15 protein-coding genes and 1 pseudogene are annotated in these 14,310 nt (G+C 44.7%); 3 read left to right on the forward strand and 13 right to left on the reverse strand.

The genetic code is table 11. The annotated features are described in order from the left end of the window. Positions 1-248 precede the first annotated feature (248 nt). On the forward strand, positions 249-569 hold the full coding sequence (locus ACESTK_RS14965) for a DUF1540 domain-containing protein (protein ID WP_148461140.1): 321 nt from the start codon (positions 249-251) through the stop codon (positions 567-569). Between the two features lie 114 nt (positions 570-683). On the opposite strand, the gene ftsZ is transcribed toward ACESTK_RS14965, so the two are convergent. The 6 genes from ftsZ to ACESTK_RS14995 all read right to left on the reverse strand — a co-directional run bounded on the left by ftsZ (position 684) and on the right by ACESTK_RS14995 (position 5,778). After that, positions 684-1,847, reverse strand: a complete 1,164-nt coding sequence (gene ftsZ / locus ACESTK_RS14970; protein ID WP_330382736.1) for a cell division protein FtsZ — start codon at positions 1,845-1,847, stop codon at positions 684-686. 126 nt (positions 1,848-1,973) lie between these two features. Next, entirely contained in the window at positions 1,974-2,168 is a 195-nt protein-coding gene (locus ACESTK_RS14975) for a DUF6783 domain-containing protein (protein ID WP_368361298.1), read from the reverse strand. Further along, positions 2,077-3,183, reverse strand: a complete 1,107-nt coding sequence (locus ACESTK_RS14980; protein ID WP_226854683.1) for a cell division protein FtsQ/DivIB — start codon at positions 3,181-3,183, stop codon at positions 2,077-2,079. The genes ACESTK_RS14975 and ACESTK_RS14980 overlap by 92 nt, the downstream gene beginning before the upstream one ends. Before the next feature lie 6 nt (positions 3,184-3,189). Then, the gene (murA, locus tag ACESTK_RS14985; RefSeq protein ID WP_179962525.1) at positions 3,190-4,449 is read right to left on the reverse strand and encodes a UDP-N-acetylglucosamine 1-carboxyvinyltransferase; all 1,260 of its coding nucleotides are present in this window, start codon (positions 4,447-4,449) and stop codon (positions 3,190-3,192) included. 67 nt (positions 4,450-4,516) lie between these two features. Next, entirely contained in the window at positions 4,517-5,599 is a 1,083-nt protein-coding gene (locus ACESTK_RS14990; RefSeq protein ID WP_187565056.1) for an FtsW/RodA/SpoVE family cell cycle protein, read from the reverse strand. Then, positions 5,596-5,778, reverse strand: a complete 183-nt coding sequence (locus tag ACESTK_RS14995) for a DUF6783 domain-containing protein (RefSeq protein WP_373120146.1) — start codon at positions 5,776-5,778, stop codon at positions 5,596-5,598. Before ACESTK_RS14995 ends, ACESTK_RS14990 begins: the two co-directional genes overlap by 4 nt. Here ACESTK_RS14995 and ACESTK_RS15000 point away from each other — a divergent pair. Continuing rightward, positions 5,695-5,928 carry a DUF6783 domain-containing protein gene (locus ACESTK_RS15000; protein ID WP_347708922.1) on the forward strand — a complete coding sequence of 78 codons (234 nt, stop codon included), beginning with the start codon at positions 5,695-5,697 and terminating at the stop codon, positions 5,926-5,928. The two genes, ACESTK_RS14995 and ACESTK_RS15000, sit on opposite strands and share 84 nt — an antisense overlap. On the opposite strand, the gene murD is transcribed toward ACESTK_RS15000, so the two are convergent. The 3 genes and pseudogenes from murD to ACESTK_RS15015 form a co-directional block, all read right to left on the reverse strand. Beyond that, on the reverse strand, positions 5,842-7,197 hold the full coding sequence (murD, locus tag ACESTK_RS15005) for a UDP-N-acetylmuramoyl-L-alanine--D-glutamate ligase (protein WP_148461138.1): 1,356 nt from the start codon (positions 7,195-7,197) through the stop codon (positions 5,842-5,844). The genes ACESTK_RS15000 and murD overlap by 87 nt on opposite strands. Positions 7,198-7,260: 63 nt before the next feature. After that, positions 7,261-8,217: a phospho-N-acetylmuramoyl-pentapeptide-transferase gene (gene mraY, locus ACESTK_RS15010; RefSeq protein ID WP_148461137.1), complete on the reverse strand. Its 957-nt coding sequence runs from the start codon at positions 8,215-8,217 to the stop codon at positions 7,261-7,263. A 208-nt stretch (positions 8,218-8,425) separates the two neighbouring features. Next, positions 8,426-8,605 (reverse strand): annotated as a pseudogene (locus tag ACESTK_RS15015) (DUF6783 domain-containing protein); the annotation flags it as partial. On the opposite strand from ACESTK_RS15015, the gene ACESTK_RS15020 reads away from it, so the two are divergent. Beyond that, on the forward strand, positions 8,543-8,728 hold the full coding sequence (locus tag ACESTK_RS15020) for a DUF6783 domain-containing protein (RefSeq protein ID WP_313719214.1): 186 nt from the start codon (positions 8,543-8,545) through the stop codon (positions 8,726-8,728). The pseudogene ACESTK_RS15015 and the gene ACESTK_RS15020 overlap by 63 nt on opposite strands. Here ACESTK_RS15020 and ACESTK_RS15025 read toward each other — a convergent pair. The 4 genes from ACESTK_RS15025 to rsmH all read right to left on the reverse strand — a co-directional run bounded on the left by ACESTK_RS15025 (position 8,662) and on the right by rsmH (position 14,286). Further along, the gene (locus tag ACESTK_RS15025; RefSeq protein ID WP_148461135.1) at positions 8,662-10,374 is read right to left on the reverse strand and encodes a penicillin-binding protein 2; all 1,713 of its coding nucleotides are present in this window, start codon (positions 10,372-10,374) and stop codon (positions 8,662-8,664) included. The two genes, ACESTK_RS15020 and ACESTK_RS15025, sit on opposite strands and share 67 nt — an antisense overlap. Positions 10,375-10,502: 128 nt before the next feature. After that, positions 10,503-12,545, reverse strand: coding sequence for a penicillin-binding protein 2 (locus tag ACESTK_RS15030; RefSeq protein WP_243243586.1), 2,043 nt, complete (start codon positions 12,543-12,545; stop codon positions 10,503-10,505). A 230-nt stretch (positions 12,546-12,775) separates the two neighbouring features. Further along, positions 12,776-13,336: a septum formation initiator family protein gene (locus tag ACESTK_RS15035; RefSeq protein WP_118578198.1), complete on the reverse strand. Its 561-nt coding sequence runs from the start codon at positions 13,334-13,336 to the stop codon at positions 12,776-12,778. A gap of 14 nt (positions 13,337-13,350) precedes the next feature. Then, a complete protein-coding gene (rsmH, locus tag ACESTK_RS15040; protein ID WP_373120149.1) occupies positions 13,351-14,286 on the reverse strand; it encodes a 16S rRNA (cytosine(1402)-N(4))-methyltransferase RsmH in 936 nt (311 codons plus the stop codon). Between the last annotated feature and the right edge of the window lie 24 nt (positions 14,287-14,310).

Genomic DNA, 14,310 nt, shown 5'->3' on the forward strand with positions numbered 1-14,310 from the left:
CAATATAACAAGCCCCAGCAAAAAGCCGGGGCTAATACTTCAATTATTTTAGGACATTTTCAAAAACGCTTGACAGATGTTTTTTTATTTTTTCTAATAATTTTTTTCTTATAAATTTGTGCATATTTTTTGCAGGCACAGGAAAAACTAAGACTGCTGCAGCGGTTTAGTGCCCTCATGAAATACGGTCTGCTGAACAACTGCAAATGTTTGCAAAATCAAGCATACAAAATCAGGAGGTAAAAAACATGACAATTTTAAAATGTTCCGCAACAACCTGTGCTTACAATGAAGATATGCTTTGTTCCAGAGGGGAAATCAACGTCATGGGTGACAGTGCAAAAAGTTCTGAAGAAACATCCTGCGGAAGCTTCCGGGAAAAGAGCCAGGGTGCCATGAACAGTGCCAAAAACGGCTGTGGATGTGAGACCATCCAGATTGACTGCAAAGCCCACAACTGTACCTATAACGAAAACTGTAAATGTACTGCAGCTGCTATTGATGTAGCCGGAAGCGGTGCAAAAGTATGTTCCGAAACAAAATGCGATACCTTTGAATGCCAGTGCTAGAGCGTGTTTGAAAAAGGCTTTCTGCAAAAATTTTTCAAACAGGTTCCAGAAAATAGCCGCAAATTCAAAAACAGCCCCCGCACAAATGTGCGAGGGCCTTTTAATTTCCATTCATTATCTGTTTCTTAAGAAATCCGGGATCTGGATATCTTTCTTCTGAACCGTGCTGGATGGTGTCTTCGCTGTGAATGGTGTAGCATTCATAGTCGGCATGCTGAAAGACGGCATGTTCAGATTCACACCAGCAGACGCTGTAGTGGAAGCAGGTCTCTTATTGGCAAATACAGAGTTGCTTGCCTTATTTCCAAATGGATTGGATGCCTGTGCATTATCAGAAAGGCCTGTAGCAATAACAGTGATTCTCGCATAATCAGCAACAGAGTCATCATACATAGCACCAAAGATGATATTTGCATCTTCACCTGTAAGCTCCTGTACATAGCTTGCAGCATCATTTGCGTCCATAAGGGAAATATCACCGGAAATGTTGATGATAACGTGTGTAGCACCCTTGATGGTAGTCTCAAGAAGCGGAGAGGATACAGCCTGCTGTACAGCCTCCATAGCCTTGTCATCGCCTCTTGCCTCACCGATACCAATGTGTGCAATACCTTTATCTGTCATAACAGTCTGAACATCAGCAAAGTCAAGGTTGATAAGAGCCGGCAGATTAATCAGATCTGTGATGCCCTGAACTGCCTGCTGCAGAACCTCGTCTGCTTTACGAAGTGCTTCCGGCATAGTTGTGCGGCGATCTACAATCTCCAGTAATTTGTCATTAGGAATTACAATTAATGTATCAACAGCCTTCTTCAGGTTCTCAATACCTGCAAGTGCGTTGTTCATACGTGTCTTAGCTTCAAAACGGAAAGGTTTGGTCACAACACCTACAGTGAGGATCCCCATTTCCTTAGCTGCTGCTGCGATAACCGGTGCAGCACCTGTACCAGTTCCACCGCCCATACCGCAGGTAACGAATACCATGTCAGCACCTTCGATGATCTGTTTTACTTCCTCAATGCTCTCTTCTGCTGCTTTCTGTCCAACCTCAGGCTGTGCTCCTGCACCAAGACCTTTGGTAATTTTCTCACCGATCTGAAGTACAGTTGGAGCTTTACACAGAGTCAGAGCCTGCTTATCTGTATTCACTCCTACAAACTCTACCCCGCCGATGGCTTCTTCAACCATTCTGTTAACTGCGTTATTTCCGGCGCCGCCTACTCCGATTACAATAATCTTAGCAGAGGATTCCGCCTCATTTGACATTATCTCTAACAATGTACTTCCTCCTTTATTTCTACCTTATATCCTTTATCTTTAATTTCAGCAAATATATATACCAAGCTGCATATAGCTATATCATATATTTTTTTTGTGAATTTATCAACCACTAATTTTGTTTTTTTATACTTTTTTCGCGAAATACGCGATATTTTCCTCAGAGTGTGTTTGAAAAAGGCTTTCTGCAAAATGTGCATCACATTTACAGGAGATTTTCAGACACTCTCTAATATTCCTCATCGTACCCGTCATAACCGCTGTTATTATAGTCTTCGCTGTAGTCCTCACTGTAATCTTCAAGCTCCTCTTCGCTTCCATCTTCACTGGTTTCATTGGGATTGGGACCTACATAATTTCCATCTTTATCCAGCTGCCCATAACCGGTATAGCTTCCATCTTCCATATATCCGCCAAGCCAGCTGCCATTTGCAGCAATACTCTCCTCAGTAGGTCTGGAGCCTACATAGTTTCCGTTCTGGTCATATTCCCCTTCACCGGTATAGTCACCCTCCAGGTCATACCCTCCATGCCAGTTAGCCACTGCATTCTCGTAAGCAGCCGCAGTATCCACATCCTCAATCACGCCATCCTCGCCCAGATCCTGCTCGAAGGTAATCGTCTTGGAATTGTCATTTACATTTTCCAGATGAAGGATTCCCTTTTTGCCAGAAAGCTTGGGCAAAATTGCGTTGACACGTGTCATCTTGTCCTCAAGATACTCGTCCTTTCCCAGCATCACCCGGATATCTCCATAAGTCAAGGTAATCTGATAACTGGTGTCAAATTCAATATGATCCGGTATGGCATCGTTCTTCTGGAAAATAGTTGACAGCGCCACCGCAGTGGTAAGCACCGAGTTTCCTTTAATTGGAAGCTTCTCCCCTTCGATCACATGGCTTACTTCAATGCCGTCAAAAAAAGGCACCAGTTCATCCCTTGTATGGGAACTTTCAATAAAAATACCGTTTCTGTCAAAATAAATATAGCTGTCCAGATAAGGAATGCAGCCTACCGCCTTCTTTTCCCGGACACTGATGCAGATACTGTTATGAGAAAGCCTGGTAATATAAAAGCCTTCCACAAAAGGCACACCCTCTACGTCCACCCTGGAATGGAGCAAAACTGCAAGAACGGAATTATCCGTAAAAACCCCCTGCAAAGCCATCTCCTTCACCTGTTCATCCGTGTAACGAGAGGTTCCCATTACCTCCACCTTTGTCACATGAAAATAGGAAAAGAAAAAGACAAGTCCTGCCAGCAGAACTGCCCCCAGGGTACCCAGAATCGCTTTCTTATGTTTTCTATAGATCAACTTCATTTTCAGTGATTTCATATATTGTTATTCCTGTATCCTTTTTACTGCTGCTCCCAGCGCATTAAGATCCTGGCAAATATGCTCATACCCCCGCTGTACAAAAGAATATCCTTCCAGTACGGTAACTCCCTTAGCCCCAAGTGCTGCCAGGATCAGGGACGCACCGCCTCTTAATTCCTGCGCCTGCACAGCTGCTCCATGTAAAGTCTTTACACCGCAGATTACAGCCTCATTTCCCTGTACGCGGATCCTGGCTCCCATTTTCCGCAACTGGTCAGCTGCTTTATAACGGTCTTCAAAAACCATTTCACGAATGCAACTTTCCCCCTCTATGGTGGAAAGAACTGCCATTACGGGAGACTGCAGATCTGTTGGAAATCCTGGATAAACACCCGTTTCCAGCAGTTTAACAGGGCTTTGAACATTTTTTCCATTGACTAATAGTTTACCACTGTTACCTTTATATTGTCCACCCATTTTCCTATATACTTCCAGAAAGGCCTTCAGTTCTCCTTCCGGAGGGTTTTCAAGAACGATCTGGCTTCTGGTTATAGCTGCCGCACAGATATAGGTTCCTGACACAATGCGGTCTGGCGGCACCTGAATGCACCCGGCACTCAGGCTTTTAACTCCCTGGATTCTTATTTCAGAAGTTCCATCCCCCTGTATTTTTGCTCCCATGGAACGCATATACCTGCAAAGCCACTGTATTTCCGGCTCACAGGCACAATTTTCCAATACAGTCTCTCCCTCTGCAAGCACGGCTCCTAAAATGCCCTGCTGGGTAGCTCCCACACTTCTTTTTGAAAAAGAAACCAATGCCCCTTGCAGATGAGGTGCTTCTGCCATCAAAACTCCCTGTTCCTCTGTGACCACTGCGCCAAGCTTCCGAAGCACAAAAAGATGCATATCAATAGGTCTTTTCCCGATCACGCACCCACCTGGATAACCAAGGCTTCCTTTCCCATTTCTTGCGAGAAGCGCTCCAAGAAGAATCACGGAAGACCGCATCCTCCCTGTAAATTCAAAAGGAACTGACCATTTACCGGCATTTTCGCAGTCCATATACAGATCATGGTCTTCCCACCAGGTCACTGCCCCAAGCTTCTGAAGAATTTCCTCCATACAAAAAACATCCGCGATCCGCGGACAGCCTTTGAGCACACTGACTCCCCGATGTAAAAGAGACGCCGCCATCATAGGAAGCGCTGCATTTTTTGAGCCCTGTATCCGAATACTTCCCTTCAGCTGGTGTCCTCCCTCAATGTAAATCCGGTCATTCAAGCCATTCACTCCTAAAGGGCCTCTTACCTTTTATTGTATGCGAATATTTCTGACTGGTGATAAAATTTCATTTTCTGCTTACGCTCAAAGCCAGCCCCATCTCGCCCAGAAGAAACACCACTGAGGTTCCGCCATAGCTGATAAAGGGAAGCGTGATTCCTGTATTTGGAATGGTGTTTGTCACCACCGCAATATTCAGGATCACCTGAATGGCCATATGGCTCATAATGCCAACGCATAAAAGTGTTCCCTGCAGTTCCCGGCAGTGAAGGGCAATCACCATCAGTCTCCACATAAGAAGCCCAAATATGCCAATGAGAAAAAAAGCTCCGGTCAGTCCCAGTTCTTCGCAGATAATGGAAAAGATCATATCATTCTGGGCTTCCGGCACAAATCCCAGTTTCTGCAGGCTGCTGCCAAATCCTCTTCCGAAAAGCCCGCCGCTTCCAATAGCATAAAGTCCCTGAATGGTCTGAAAACCCTTTTCATACTTCTCCGGATTCCGCCATATGGCAAGCCTTTCCAGACGGTAGCTCTCTGCTGCCAGAAACACTGCGATCACTGCTGCACCAGTCACTCCCATTCCAATAAATCTGGCATATCCCGGATCTGATATAAAAATCAGGATTACACCGATTCCAAGGATTATAATTGCCGTACTTAGATTATTGGAGCCTACCAGTCCTACAATTGGAAGAAGTGTCAGCATTGTCCTGCACATAAACCAGAAGCCAGCTGTAGTCTTTTTGCTTCCCTGGATCTGCCAGGTGAGAAAAAGGATCACTGCTGCTTTTGCAAATTCCGAAGGCTGAAAAGACAACGGTCCAAAATTCAGCCACCTTCTGGAGCCATTGATTTCCTGTCCTACAAATAAAACTGCTGTAGAAAGTCCCATAGATAAGAGATAAGCAGCCGGTGCCAGCCGAACAAAGAATCTGTAATCTGTCTCTGCTACTATGTACATGGTCATAAGGCCCAGAGCTGTTGCAAAAAGCTGCTTTTTAAAATAATAGGCAGAGTCGCCGAAACGTACTCTGCCATTATATTCACTGATGGAAAACAGCATGACCAGTCCGAATACTGCCAGAAGCAGCACAAGGATCAGTAAGACCGTGTCTGTTTTCGTTTCTTTCTTTCGCTCCCGGATCATAGAGATCTGCTCCTGACGTCCCATGCCTTGGTTAAAGCATATGCCAGATCCGGGTATTCTATGAAATAAATCATAAGTTTCTGTACCTGCCGCCAATCACATTCTATGGCTACGACAACCGAGTTCGAGTGAAATATACTGCAAAACGGAACGTGCAGATTACAGGGATGATTTTTCAAACAAGCTCCAGAGCATGCCTCCAAAAGGCTTTCTTCAAGATGTACGCTGCAATTTGCGGTATATTACAGTGCTCTCACATACTCCTTAAACATCTGGCCTCTCTGCTCATAATTGTCAAACTGACCCCAGCTTGCGCATGCAGGAGATAAAAGGACCGCGTCCCCGGCGTTTGCCTTATCCGCACACACCTGCACAGCTTCTTTCAGATCCTCACAGAGAATAACATCATGAAAGCCATTCTTCTCAGCCGCAGCCTTAATTTTCTCTTTCGTCTGACCAATAAGTACCAGATACCTTACTTTGCCGTCAAATGCCTGAATCCACTCATCATAACTGGATTCCTTATCATATCCGCCGCCAATCAGAAGAGTCGGACGGTTCATTGCCTGGATTCCCTTAATAGCCGCATCCGGGTTGGTTCCCTTTGAATCGTTATAATATGCCACACCGTTTTTCTCAGTTACATACTCAATTCTGTGCTCCACGGCTGTAAACTCACAGATACTCCTACGGATACTATCCATATCAACACCTGCGTAGTAAGCCATGGCCACTGCTGCCATTACATTCTCAAAATTGTGTGTACCAAGAAGCTTCAGTTCTCCTGTTCTCACAACCGGAATCTCCTCTTTCTCTGTGCGGAGAATAATCTGGTCTCCTCTCAGGAAAATACCCTGTTCAAGTTCTCTTGCACTGGAAAAATATACAGCCTTTGGCACAATGCTTTTGCCAAATTCACGAAGGATTTCATCCTCATAATTCAGCACACATACATCCTCCGGACCCTGGTTGCTTGTGATCAGCTCTTTCACGCGGATATACTCAGCCATTGTATGATGACGGTTCAGATGATCCTCTGTGATATTCAAAATGGCGCTTACCCTTGGAGCAAATTTCCAGATAGTCTCAAGCTGGAAGCTGCTGATCTCTGCAACCGTGACCGTCTCATCTGTCATCTCCAGTGACTTGGAAGTATACGGAGTTCCAATATTTCCAACAACAAATACAGATGGGCGTGCATCTGACATGATTTTCCCAAGAAGGGCTGTTGTTGTAGTTTTTCCGTTTGTTCCGGTAATTGCAAGAACTTCACCCTTTCCAGTCTGATAAGCCAGTTCAACCTCGCCCCACACAGGAAGTCCCTGATCATAAAAACCTTTTACTATTGGAAGATCTGTGGGAACTCCAGGACTTAATACCACAAGATCCAGGCTTTCCTGAACTTCCTTCGGCAGCTCTCCTGCATAGATGGGAAGTTCATAATTTCCACTGATTTTATGTAATACGCTTTCTTTATCCAGATCTGCTTTTCCATCGTAGAGAACCGGGCAGGCACCAACTGCATTCAGAAGATCAGCTGCGCCGATACCGCTTTTTCCGGCTCCGAAAACCAGAACTTTTTTTCCTTTTAATTCCATGATTTATTTCCTCCTTAATGCCTTGCAATGGATGCCCCGGAATTCTCCCTTTTCAGGCAGCTCTTACAGGGCTAAAAGTCCGATCAGGCACATAATTGCAGTCACAATAGTAAACACTGCAACTACTCTGGCTTCTGACCATCCGCAAAGCTCAAAATGATGATGGATAGGCGCCATTTTGAAAATACGTTTGCCATGTGTTGCTTTGAAATAGGTTACCTGGATCATAACGGACAATACCTCAACCAGATAGATCAGTCCCACGATCAGTATAAACAGAGGCATCTGCAGCATATAAGCCACACCTGCCACAAATCCACCAAGCGCCAGAGATCCTGTATCTCCCATGAACACACTTGCCGGGTATACATTGTAAAGTAAAAATCCCATCAGTCCGCCGATAACAGCACAGGTGACAGGCTCGATACCTGACTGAGTTCCAATGGATACAACCGTGAAAAATACGGCTACGATCAGGGTAACGCTGGTAGCAAGACCATCTACACCGTCAGTAAAGTTTACGCCATTTACCGTTCCGATCACTGCAAAGAACAGCACCGGTACAGCCAGCCAGCCAAGATTCAGATAATGTCCCCCCCAGAATGGAATACGCATGGTCAGAGACACATCTGTATACCGCAGCAGGTAGAAAGTAAAAATACCTGTTACCACTACCTGAAGCAGAAATTTCTGCCATGGAAGAAGTCCGTCAGATCTTCTAAGGACTACCTTCAGATAATCATCCAGAAAACCGATCAGTCCGAATCCCAGAGTCAGGAACAGAACCGGGATAATCTTGGGATAATCTTTTACATAAAACAATGAAGTAATAATCGTGGATATCAGAAAGATCACGCCGCCCATAGTCGGGGTTCCGGCCTTTTTCAGATGCGACTGTACGCCCTCTGTTCTCTCTGTCTGTCCCATTTTCAGCTTACGCAGAAAAGGAATAATAACAGGTCCTAATACTGCACTGATTGCGAAGGAAATCAGTACCGGGATCACAATATGAAATTCCATCCTCACACCTCTTTAATTCTTTCGTTTTTTTCGTTCCAGAGTCTGTTTAAAAAAGCATTCCGCAATCTTCCTCAAATTGTGACACACATCTTGCAGAAACCATTTTTAAACACGCTCTAAACTTTTTAAAGCATCTTATAGTATAAAGCTTTTCCCCTTATTTATCAACCCATAGCTTGGTTTTTGCAAGATAATATCCCCACATTGTTTACTGCTTACTTCGTGACCGGTAACATACTTCTCCTTGCTCACAGCCTGACCGATCACCGAAGCTTATCTTTCTTTTTTCTGATTTAGAGCGTGTTTGAAAAAGGCTTTCTGCAAGATGTGCGTCACAATTTGTGGGAGATTTTGCCCGGATGAGGGCGCCGTAGCGGGCTACGGCAACCGAATTCGGGTGAAATCTCCCACAAAGTGGGGCGTGCAGATTGCGGGAATGATTTTTCAAACACGCTCTAGCACCGCCTCAAAAATATTCTTTATCACAGGTGCCGCAATGGTTCCTCCGTAATACACGCCCTGCGGGTCATGTATAATGCAAAGCCCCAGGATCTGTGGATCTTCCGCAGGCATAAAACCAAGAAAGGAAGAAATATACCGGTTGGCACTTCTTGGCAAAGTCTGGGAAGTAGCCGTCTTGCCCCCCACTGTGCATCCCTCGATCCGGGCATTTCTTCCGGAACCTTCTGACACTACTTTCTCCAGAATTCCTCTTACTGTCTCTGATGTTTTTTCCGAAATAATCCCCGTTTCCACCGGATATTCCAACTTTCTTCCGCTGGTGCCATCTGAGCTCAGAACGGATACCCCAAAATGAGGTGTGATCCGCCTCCCCCCATTGATCAGAGAACTGACTGTAGTCGCCAGCTGAATTGGCGTAATCTGAAAAGACTGGCCAAAAGCAACTGTTGCCAGCTCCACATTCCCCATGTTTTCCATTTTATGCATGATCGTTCCAGCCTCTCCCGGCAGATCTACACCTGTCTTCTTTAAAAGTCCAAACTCCTTGAAATAATGATAATAGTTTTCCACCCCAAGTCTCAGACCCACTTCAATAAAAACCGGATTGCAGGAATTCTGGGCACCTTCCACAAAGCTCTGGGAACCGTGTCCTGTTCTCCTTGCACAGTGAATCCGTCTGTCATCCACCAGCTTATACCCCGGACAGAAAAATCTGTCATTTACGGAAACCACGCCAGCCTCCAGACCTGCAGACATGGTAATGATCTTAAAGGTAGAACCGGGCTCATATGTATCGTTCAGGCAGGGATTTCTCCACATCTGGTTCAGAAGATCCTGTTTTTCCTGTTCATTCAGTCCTGAAGTGTCCACGTCCGTATTCAATGTAAAAGGATCGTTCAGATCAAATTCCGGCACATTAACACATACATAAATTTCTCCGTTCTGCGGATTCATAAGAAGTATGGAAACACGCGCAGCCTGTTTTTCTTCCATTACTTTCAGAGCCGCCTGCTGAGCATACTGCTGCAGATCCACATCCAGACTGATTTTCAGGTTTTCCCCTGCCACCGGATCTTCCCTGCTTTCTCCGATCTGGTCGATTTCCACGCCTCTGGCATCTGTTGTGGTCAGGATTTTTCCCGCCTGTCCCTTTAAAATTTCCTCATATTTCACTTCCAGGCCAATTATCCCCTGATTGTCACCGCCTGTAAATCCCAGAACCTTGGAAGCCAGAGATCCGTAAGGATAATACCGCTTATAATCCTCATCCACCTTCACACCATCCAGTTCATACCCACGTATCACATCCCCCACAGATTTTTCCACATTTGTCTTAATTCGTTCAATTGAAGATATTTTTTCAACTTTTTTACGCACTGTGTCAGTATCTATTTCCAACTCTTTTGACAAGACCTCAATAACCTTCTGTGGTTCCTTAATCTGACTGTGAATAACGGAAATGGTACATACAGTTTTATTATCTGCCAGAATCCTCCCTTTTGCATCCAGTATCTGTCCTCTTGCAGCCTTAATGACTCGTTCTCTTTCATGAAGTTCTTCTGCTTTCTGGTAATAGTAATCCGACCGAACCCCCATCAGGTAAACAAGCCTTCCCACAAGTCCCAGAAGCATAAGTGCACATACAAGAAAAACCATCCATATTTTTTTCCTGTGAAAGGTCATGGTTTTTTTCATAAAAAAATCCCCATCTGAAATCATCATAACTAATATATGCTAATTTCAGATGGAGGTATGTGTTGTATTATGGTGAACAGTCCGTTTTTTATTTCCTGCCAATACTATGCCACCTATGGACAGTATTTCTAATCCAGTCCGGCTTCCTCGTTAGTCAGGCCTTCACTCTCCATATTGTTATCCTCAATGGGATCCGTGTTATCTTCCGGAGGTCCCGGAACATTGGTATCAGAAACAGCCTCCGGCAGAGTTTCCCCGGCTGAACCAGTGTAGGAATCGCTGATTCCATCAAGGTTAGCAGATTTTATATACTCTCCGTTTGCATTGATCTGATAACTTCCGTCACTATTCAGCAGGTAACCATTTTCGTCAATCCGATTGCCATCCCAGTCAATGAGGTTGCCCTCTTCATCCACCAGATTTCCATTTTCATCAATCTGACTGTCAGATATAGTATTTACATGACCATTAAATTTCTCCCAAAGCTCTGTCTCCGGAACAGTTCCGTCTGTAGACTGATCGGGCTGAATATTCATGTATGGCAGAAGCTCGGAAAGAATTGCCTGTGCCACATACTGTGGATAAATACTGCTGGCCTGATCCTCTACATTGGGCTCGTCAATTACCACATAAATCAGAACCTGCGGGTCATCAACCGGGGCAAATCCGATAAAGGAAACCACGTATTTACCGTTTCCACGAGGGAATTTCTCCGCAGTTCCTGTTTTACCGCCTGAGCTGTAACCCTGTACCTTTGACGTCATACTGGTACCCTGCTCTACACTGGCCTGCATATAGCTTCTGATATCAGCGGAAATGCTGGAAGAAATGGTCTGCTTCTGAAGAAGCGGGCTGATTGTCTTCACAGTTGCACCGCTGGCGTCTTTGACTTTTGTCACAAGATGTGGCTGATAATAGTAGCCGCCATTGATAACCGAACACATTGCATTGATTTCCTGGATCATAGTACAGCTGAATCCCTGACCAAATGCAGAACACGCAAGCTCTGTCTCATGCATGGTATCAACAGTATGCATAATACCATATCCCTCATTTGGAAGATCGATTCCTGTCCGGCTTCCGAAATTGAAAGTACTCTGTGCTTTCAGAAAATTTTCAACTCCCATCTTTGCACCAATCTGCATCATGGCATCGTTACAGGAGTTTGCGATTACTTCCGCAAGGGTTTCCATTCCGTGTCCGTAAATATTTGCACATTTGATGGTGGTCATATTTCCTGGCACACCAAAATTCTGGTAACCATCACAATAGAAGGTATCACTGGTGGATATTTTTCCCTGTTCCAGAGCAGCTGCCATAACAATGGGCTTCACAACAGAACCAGGTTCGTAAATGTCGGTTACACAAAAGTTATTCCACATGGCGCTTAGAGCATCCATGGTCTCACTGTCGTTCATAGCAGCAATCTCATCTGCTGAATATAAGGAAGACAGATTACGTGGATCATTAAGATCATATCGGTCGCCCCCATCCATGGCAAGGATTTCACCACTTGAAGGGTCTTCCACGATCACTCCTATATTTTTGGCGCCAGTAGATTCCTTAAAGGCATTTACCCATTTTTCCACAATCTGCTGTGTTCCAAGATCAAGGCTAAGCTCCAGACTGTTTCCGTCAGAAGCTTCGATAATGGTTTGCTCCACGTTAGAATCATCACTGAAATATCCGTACTGTCGGCCATCAATTCCTGTCAGGCTGCTATTGTAGTAGCCCTCAATTCCATAGTCCGCAGTATCTCGGGAAAAAGTAAATCCCAGCGTATCACAGGCCAGCTCATTATATGGATAGACTCTCAGATAATCTTCTTCAAACCATACACCCTGGATATTGTTTTTCTCCTGAATTTCTTCCCTGGTCATTTCCGTATCATCTGGTATGCTGCAGTAATCCTCGAATGCTTTCTTATCATCCATGGAGACCTGCTTTTTCACGATCTGATACTGACTCTCCCTGGTCTTATCAGAAGTAAGCCTGGTACGGAGTTCTCCTTCATCAAGGCCAAATATGGTAACCAGAGCATTCACCGTAGGATCCAGATAATCCTCATCTGAATTTACAGCTTTACAGTCCAGTACAACATTATACACCTTGTTGCTCGTTGCCAGAATGTTGCCATTTCGATCATAGATTGCCCCTCGTTTCGCTGGCATTGTGCGATTCTGGTATTTTTGCTGAGCCTGACTCAGCACCTGTTTCTTATACTTGTCACCACTTTGAAAATTAATATAAGTGATAACTCCCAATAAAACGATTAAAGCTCCCAATACGCAAAAGAGCAGTATTGACAGCTTTTTTTTCATACTGTGATTTATTTTTTTTATAGGTTTTCTTTTTGTTTTTCTTCTCAGAGTAGTCAATCAAACACCTGCCTTCATTCCCATTACTTCCCGGTCACGTCCTGATACTGTCTTACGTAGCTGCCGCCTTCAGTCGCATAGGTTTCTGTCTGCTGGTTGCTTGGATATTTCATGCCCAGACGTCCGATGGCGATTTTCCGGATTCTTTCAAGGTCAACACTTGAAGTCACCTGGCTCTCATATGCATCGTTGTCTTCTTTCAGCTCGGCCAGTTGGGATTCAAGAGTGGCCAGCTGGCTTCTTTTACTGGTGCATTCTGTTTTCAGTTTCAGATAATTAATACTGCAAAACACAATAAGGATACCAAGTGCAGCCAGAAATATGGCAAAATTACGGTTCATATTATTGGCTTTCGCACGGTTTCTCCTGGCTGCCTTACTAAGCGGCTTGTTCCCCCGGACCTGCTGCTCTGGTGTGGTCAGCTCTGGTTTTGCCTTATTTTTACGAACAGAATGCTCTGGCTGACGGTACTCTCTCCGCTCAGGAACTTCCTGGACTTTTCGGACAGTGTTGCCATCAACATACACATTTTGTGGACGTCTTTTACCTGACACAGTATTCGTATGTCTGCCTGTCTCCGCCATTTTTTACCCTTCTTTTAAACTTTTTTTTCAAAAATTCTAAGCTTAGCACTCTTAGAACGCGGGTTTTCTTCCATTTCTTCATCACTTGGAAGAATTGGCTTCCTTGTGATAACTCTCCCCTTGGATTTCTTTCCGCACACACATACCGGAAAATCCGGTGGACAGGTACACGGGTTCTCATTTTTTCGAAAAATTGTTTTTACAATTCTGTCTTCCAGTGAATGGAACGTAATAATGCAAAGCCTTCCGCCATCATCCAGAAGATCAATCATCCCATCAAGTGAATCACGAAGAACATCCAGTTCCTTATTCAGCTCAATTCTGATTGCCTGGAACGTACGCTTAGCCGGATGACCTCCTGCTGCCTGTATCTTCATAGGTATGGATTCCCGGATGATCTGTGTAAGCTGACCCGTTGTCATAATGGGGCTCTGCTGTCTTGCTGCTACTATATGTTTCGCGATATTTTTCGCAAATTTATCTTCACCGTAATCGCGGATAATGCGATACAGTTCTCTTTCTTCATAACCGTTAACAATGTCACTGGCAGTCTGTGTCTGTCTCTGATCCATGCGCATGTCAAGAGGTGCATCTACCCGATAGGTAAATCCACGTTCCTCATTGTCCAGCTGATAGGAGGATACTCCCAAATCCAGAACAATACCATCAACCTTGTGAATTCCCCTTGCGGAAAGCTCCTGTACCATGTAACAATAATTGCTGCGAATGATTGTCACCTGGTCAAAGGCGGCAAGCCGTTCACTCGCAGCAATTATCGCATCCTGGTCTTGATCTATACCAATAAATCTCCCCTTGGCAGAAAGTTTCCTGCATACCTCAATGGCATGTCCTGCGCCGCCCAAAGTGCCATCCACATAGATTCCATCCGGCTTAATATTCAGCCCGCCAACGGTCTCGTCCAGTAATACAGATTTGTGTTTAAATTCCATTTCCGTCTCCTGTTGGATTTCTCG

Source organism: Ruminococcus sp. Marseille-P328 (assembly GCF_964249465.1).
GTDB lineage: Bacteria > Bacillota > Clostridia > Lachnospirales > Lachnospiraceae > Blautia_A > Blautia_A faecis.

Excerpts from the sequence above, each read along its gene's own strand:
- ACESTK_RS14965 (WP_148461140.1), top strand. The coding sequence starts at position 249 with ATGACAATTTTAAAATGTTCCGCAACAACCTGTGCTTACAATGAAGAT.
- ACESTK_RS14975 (WP_368361298.1), bottom strand. The coding sequence starts at position 2,168 with ATGGAAGCGAAGAGGAGCTTGAAGATTACAGTGAGGACTACAGCGAAG.
- ACESTK_RS14980 (WP_226854683.1), bottom strand. The coding sequence starts at position 3,183 with ATGAAATCACTGAAAATGAAGTTGATCTATAGAAAACATAAGAAAGCG.
- ACESTK_RS14990 (WP_187565056.1), bottom strand. The coding sequence starts at position 5,599 with ATGATCCGGGAGCGAAAGAAAGAAACGAAAACAGACACGGTCTTACTG.
- murD (WP_148461138.1), bottom strand. The coding sequence starts at position 7,197 with ATGGAATTAAAAGGAAAAAAAGTTCTGGTTTTCGGAGCCGGAAAAAGC.
- mraY (WP_148461137.1), bottom strand. The coding sequence starts at position 8,217 with ATGGAATTTCATATTGTGATCCCGGTACTGATTTCCTTCGCAATCAGT.
- ACESTK_RS15020 (WP_313719214.1), top strand. The coding sequence starts at position 8,543 with ATGTGCGTCACAATTTGTGGGAGATTTTGCCCGGATGAGGGCGCCGTA.
- ACESTK_RS15025 (WP_148461135.1), bottom strand. The coding sequence starts at position 10,374 with ATGAAAAAAACCATGACCTTTCACAGGAAAAAAATATGGATGGTTTTT.
- ACESTK_RS15030 (WP_243243586.1), bottom strand. The coding sequence starts at position 12,545 with ATGCCAGCGAAACGAGGGGCAATCTATGATCGAAATGGCAACATTCTG.
- ACESTK_RS15035 (WP_118578198.1), bottom strand. The coding sequence starts at position 13,336 with ATGGCGGAGACAGGCAGACATACGAATACTGTGTCAGGTAAAAGACGT.
- rsmH (WP_373120149.1), bottom strand. The coding sequence starts at position 14,286 with ATGGAATTTAAACACAAATCTGTATTACTGGACGAGACCGTTGGCGGG.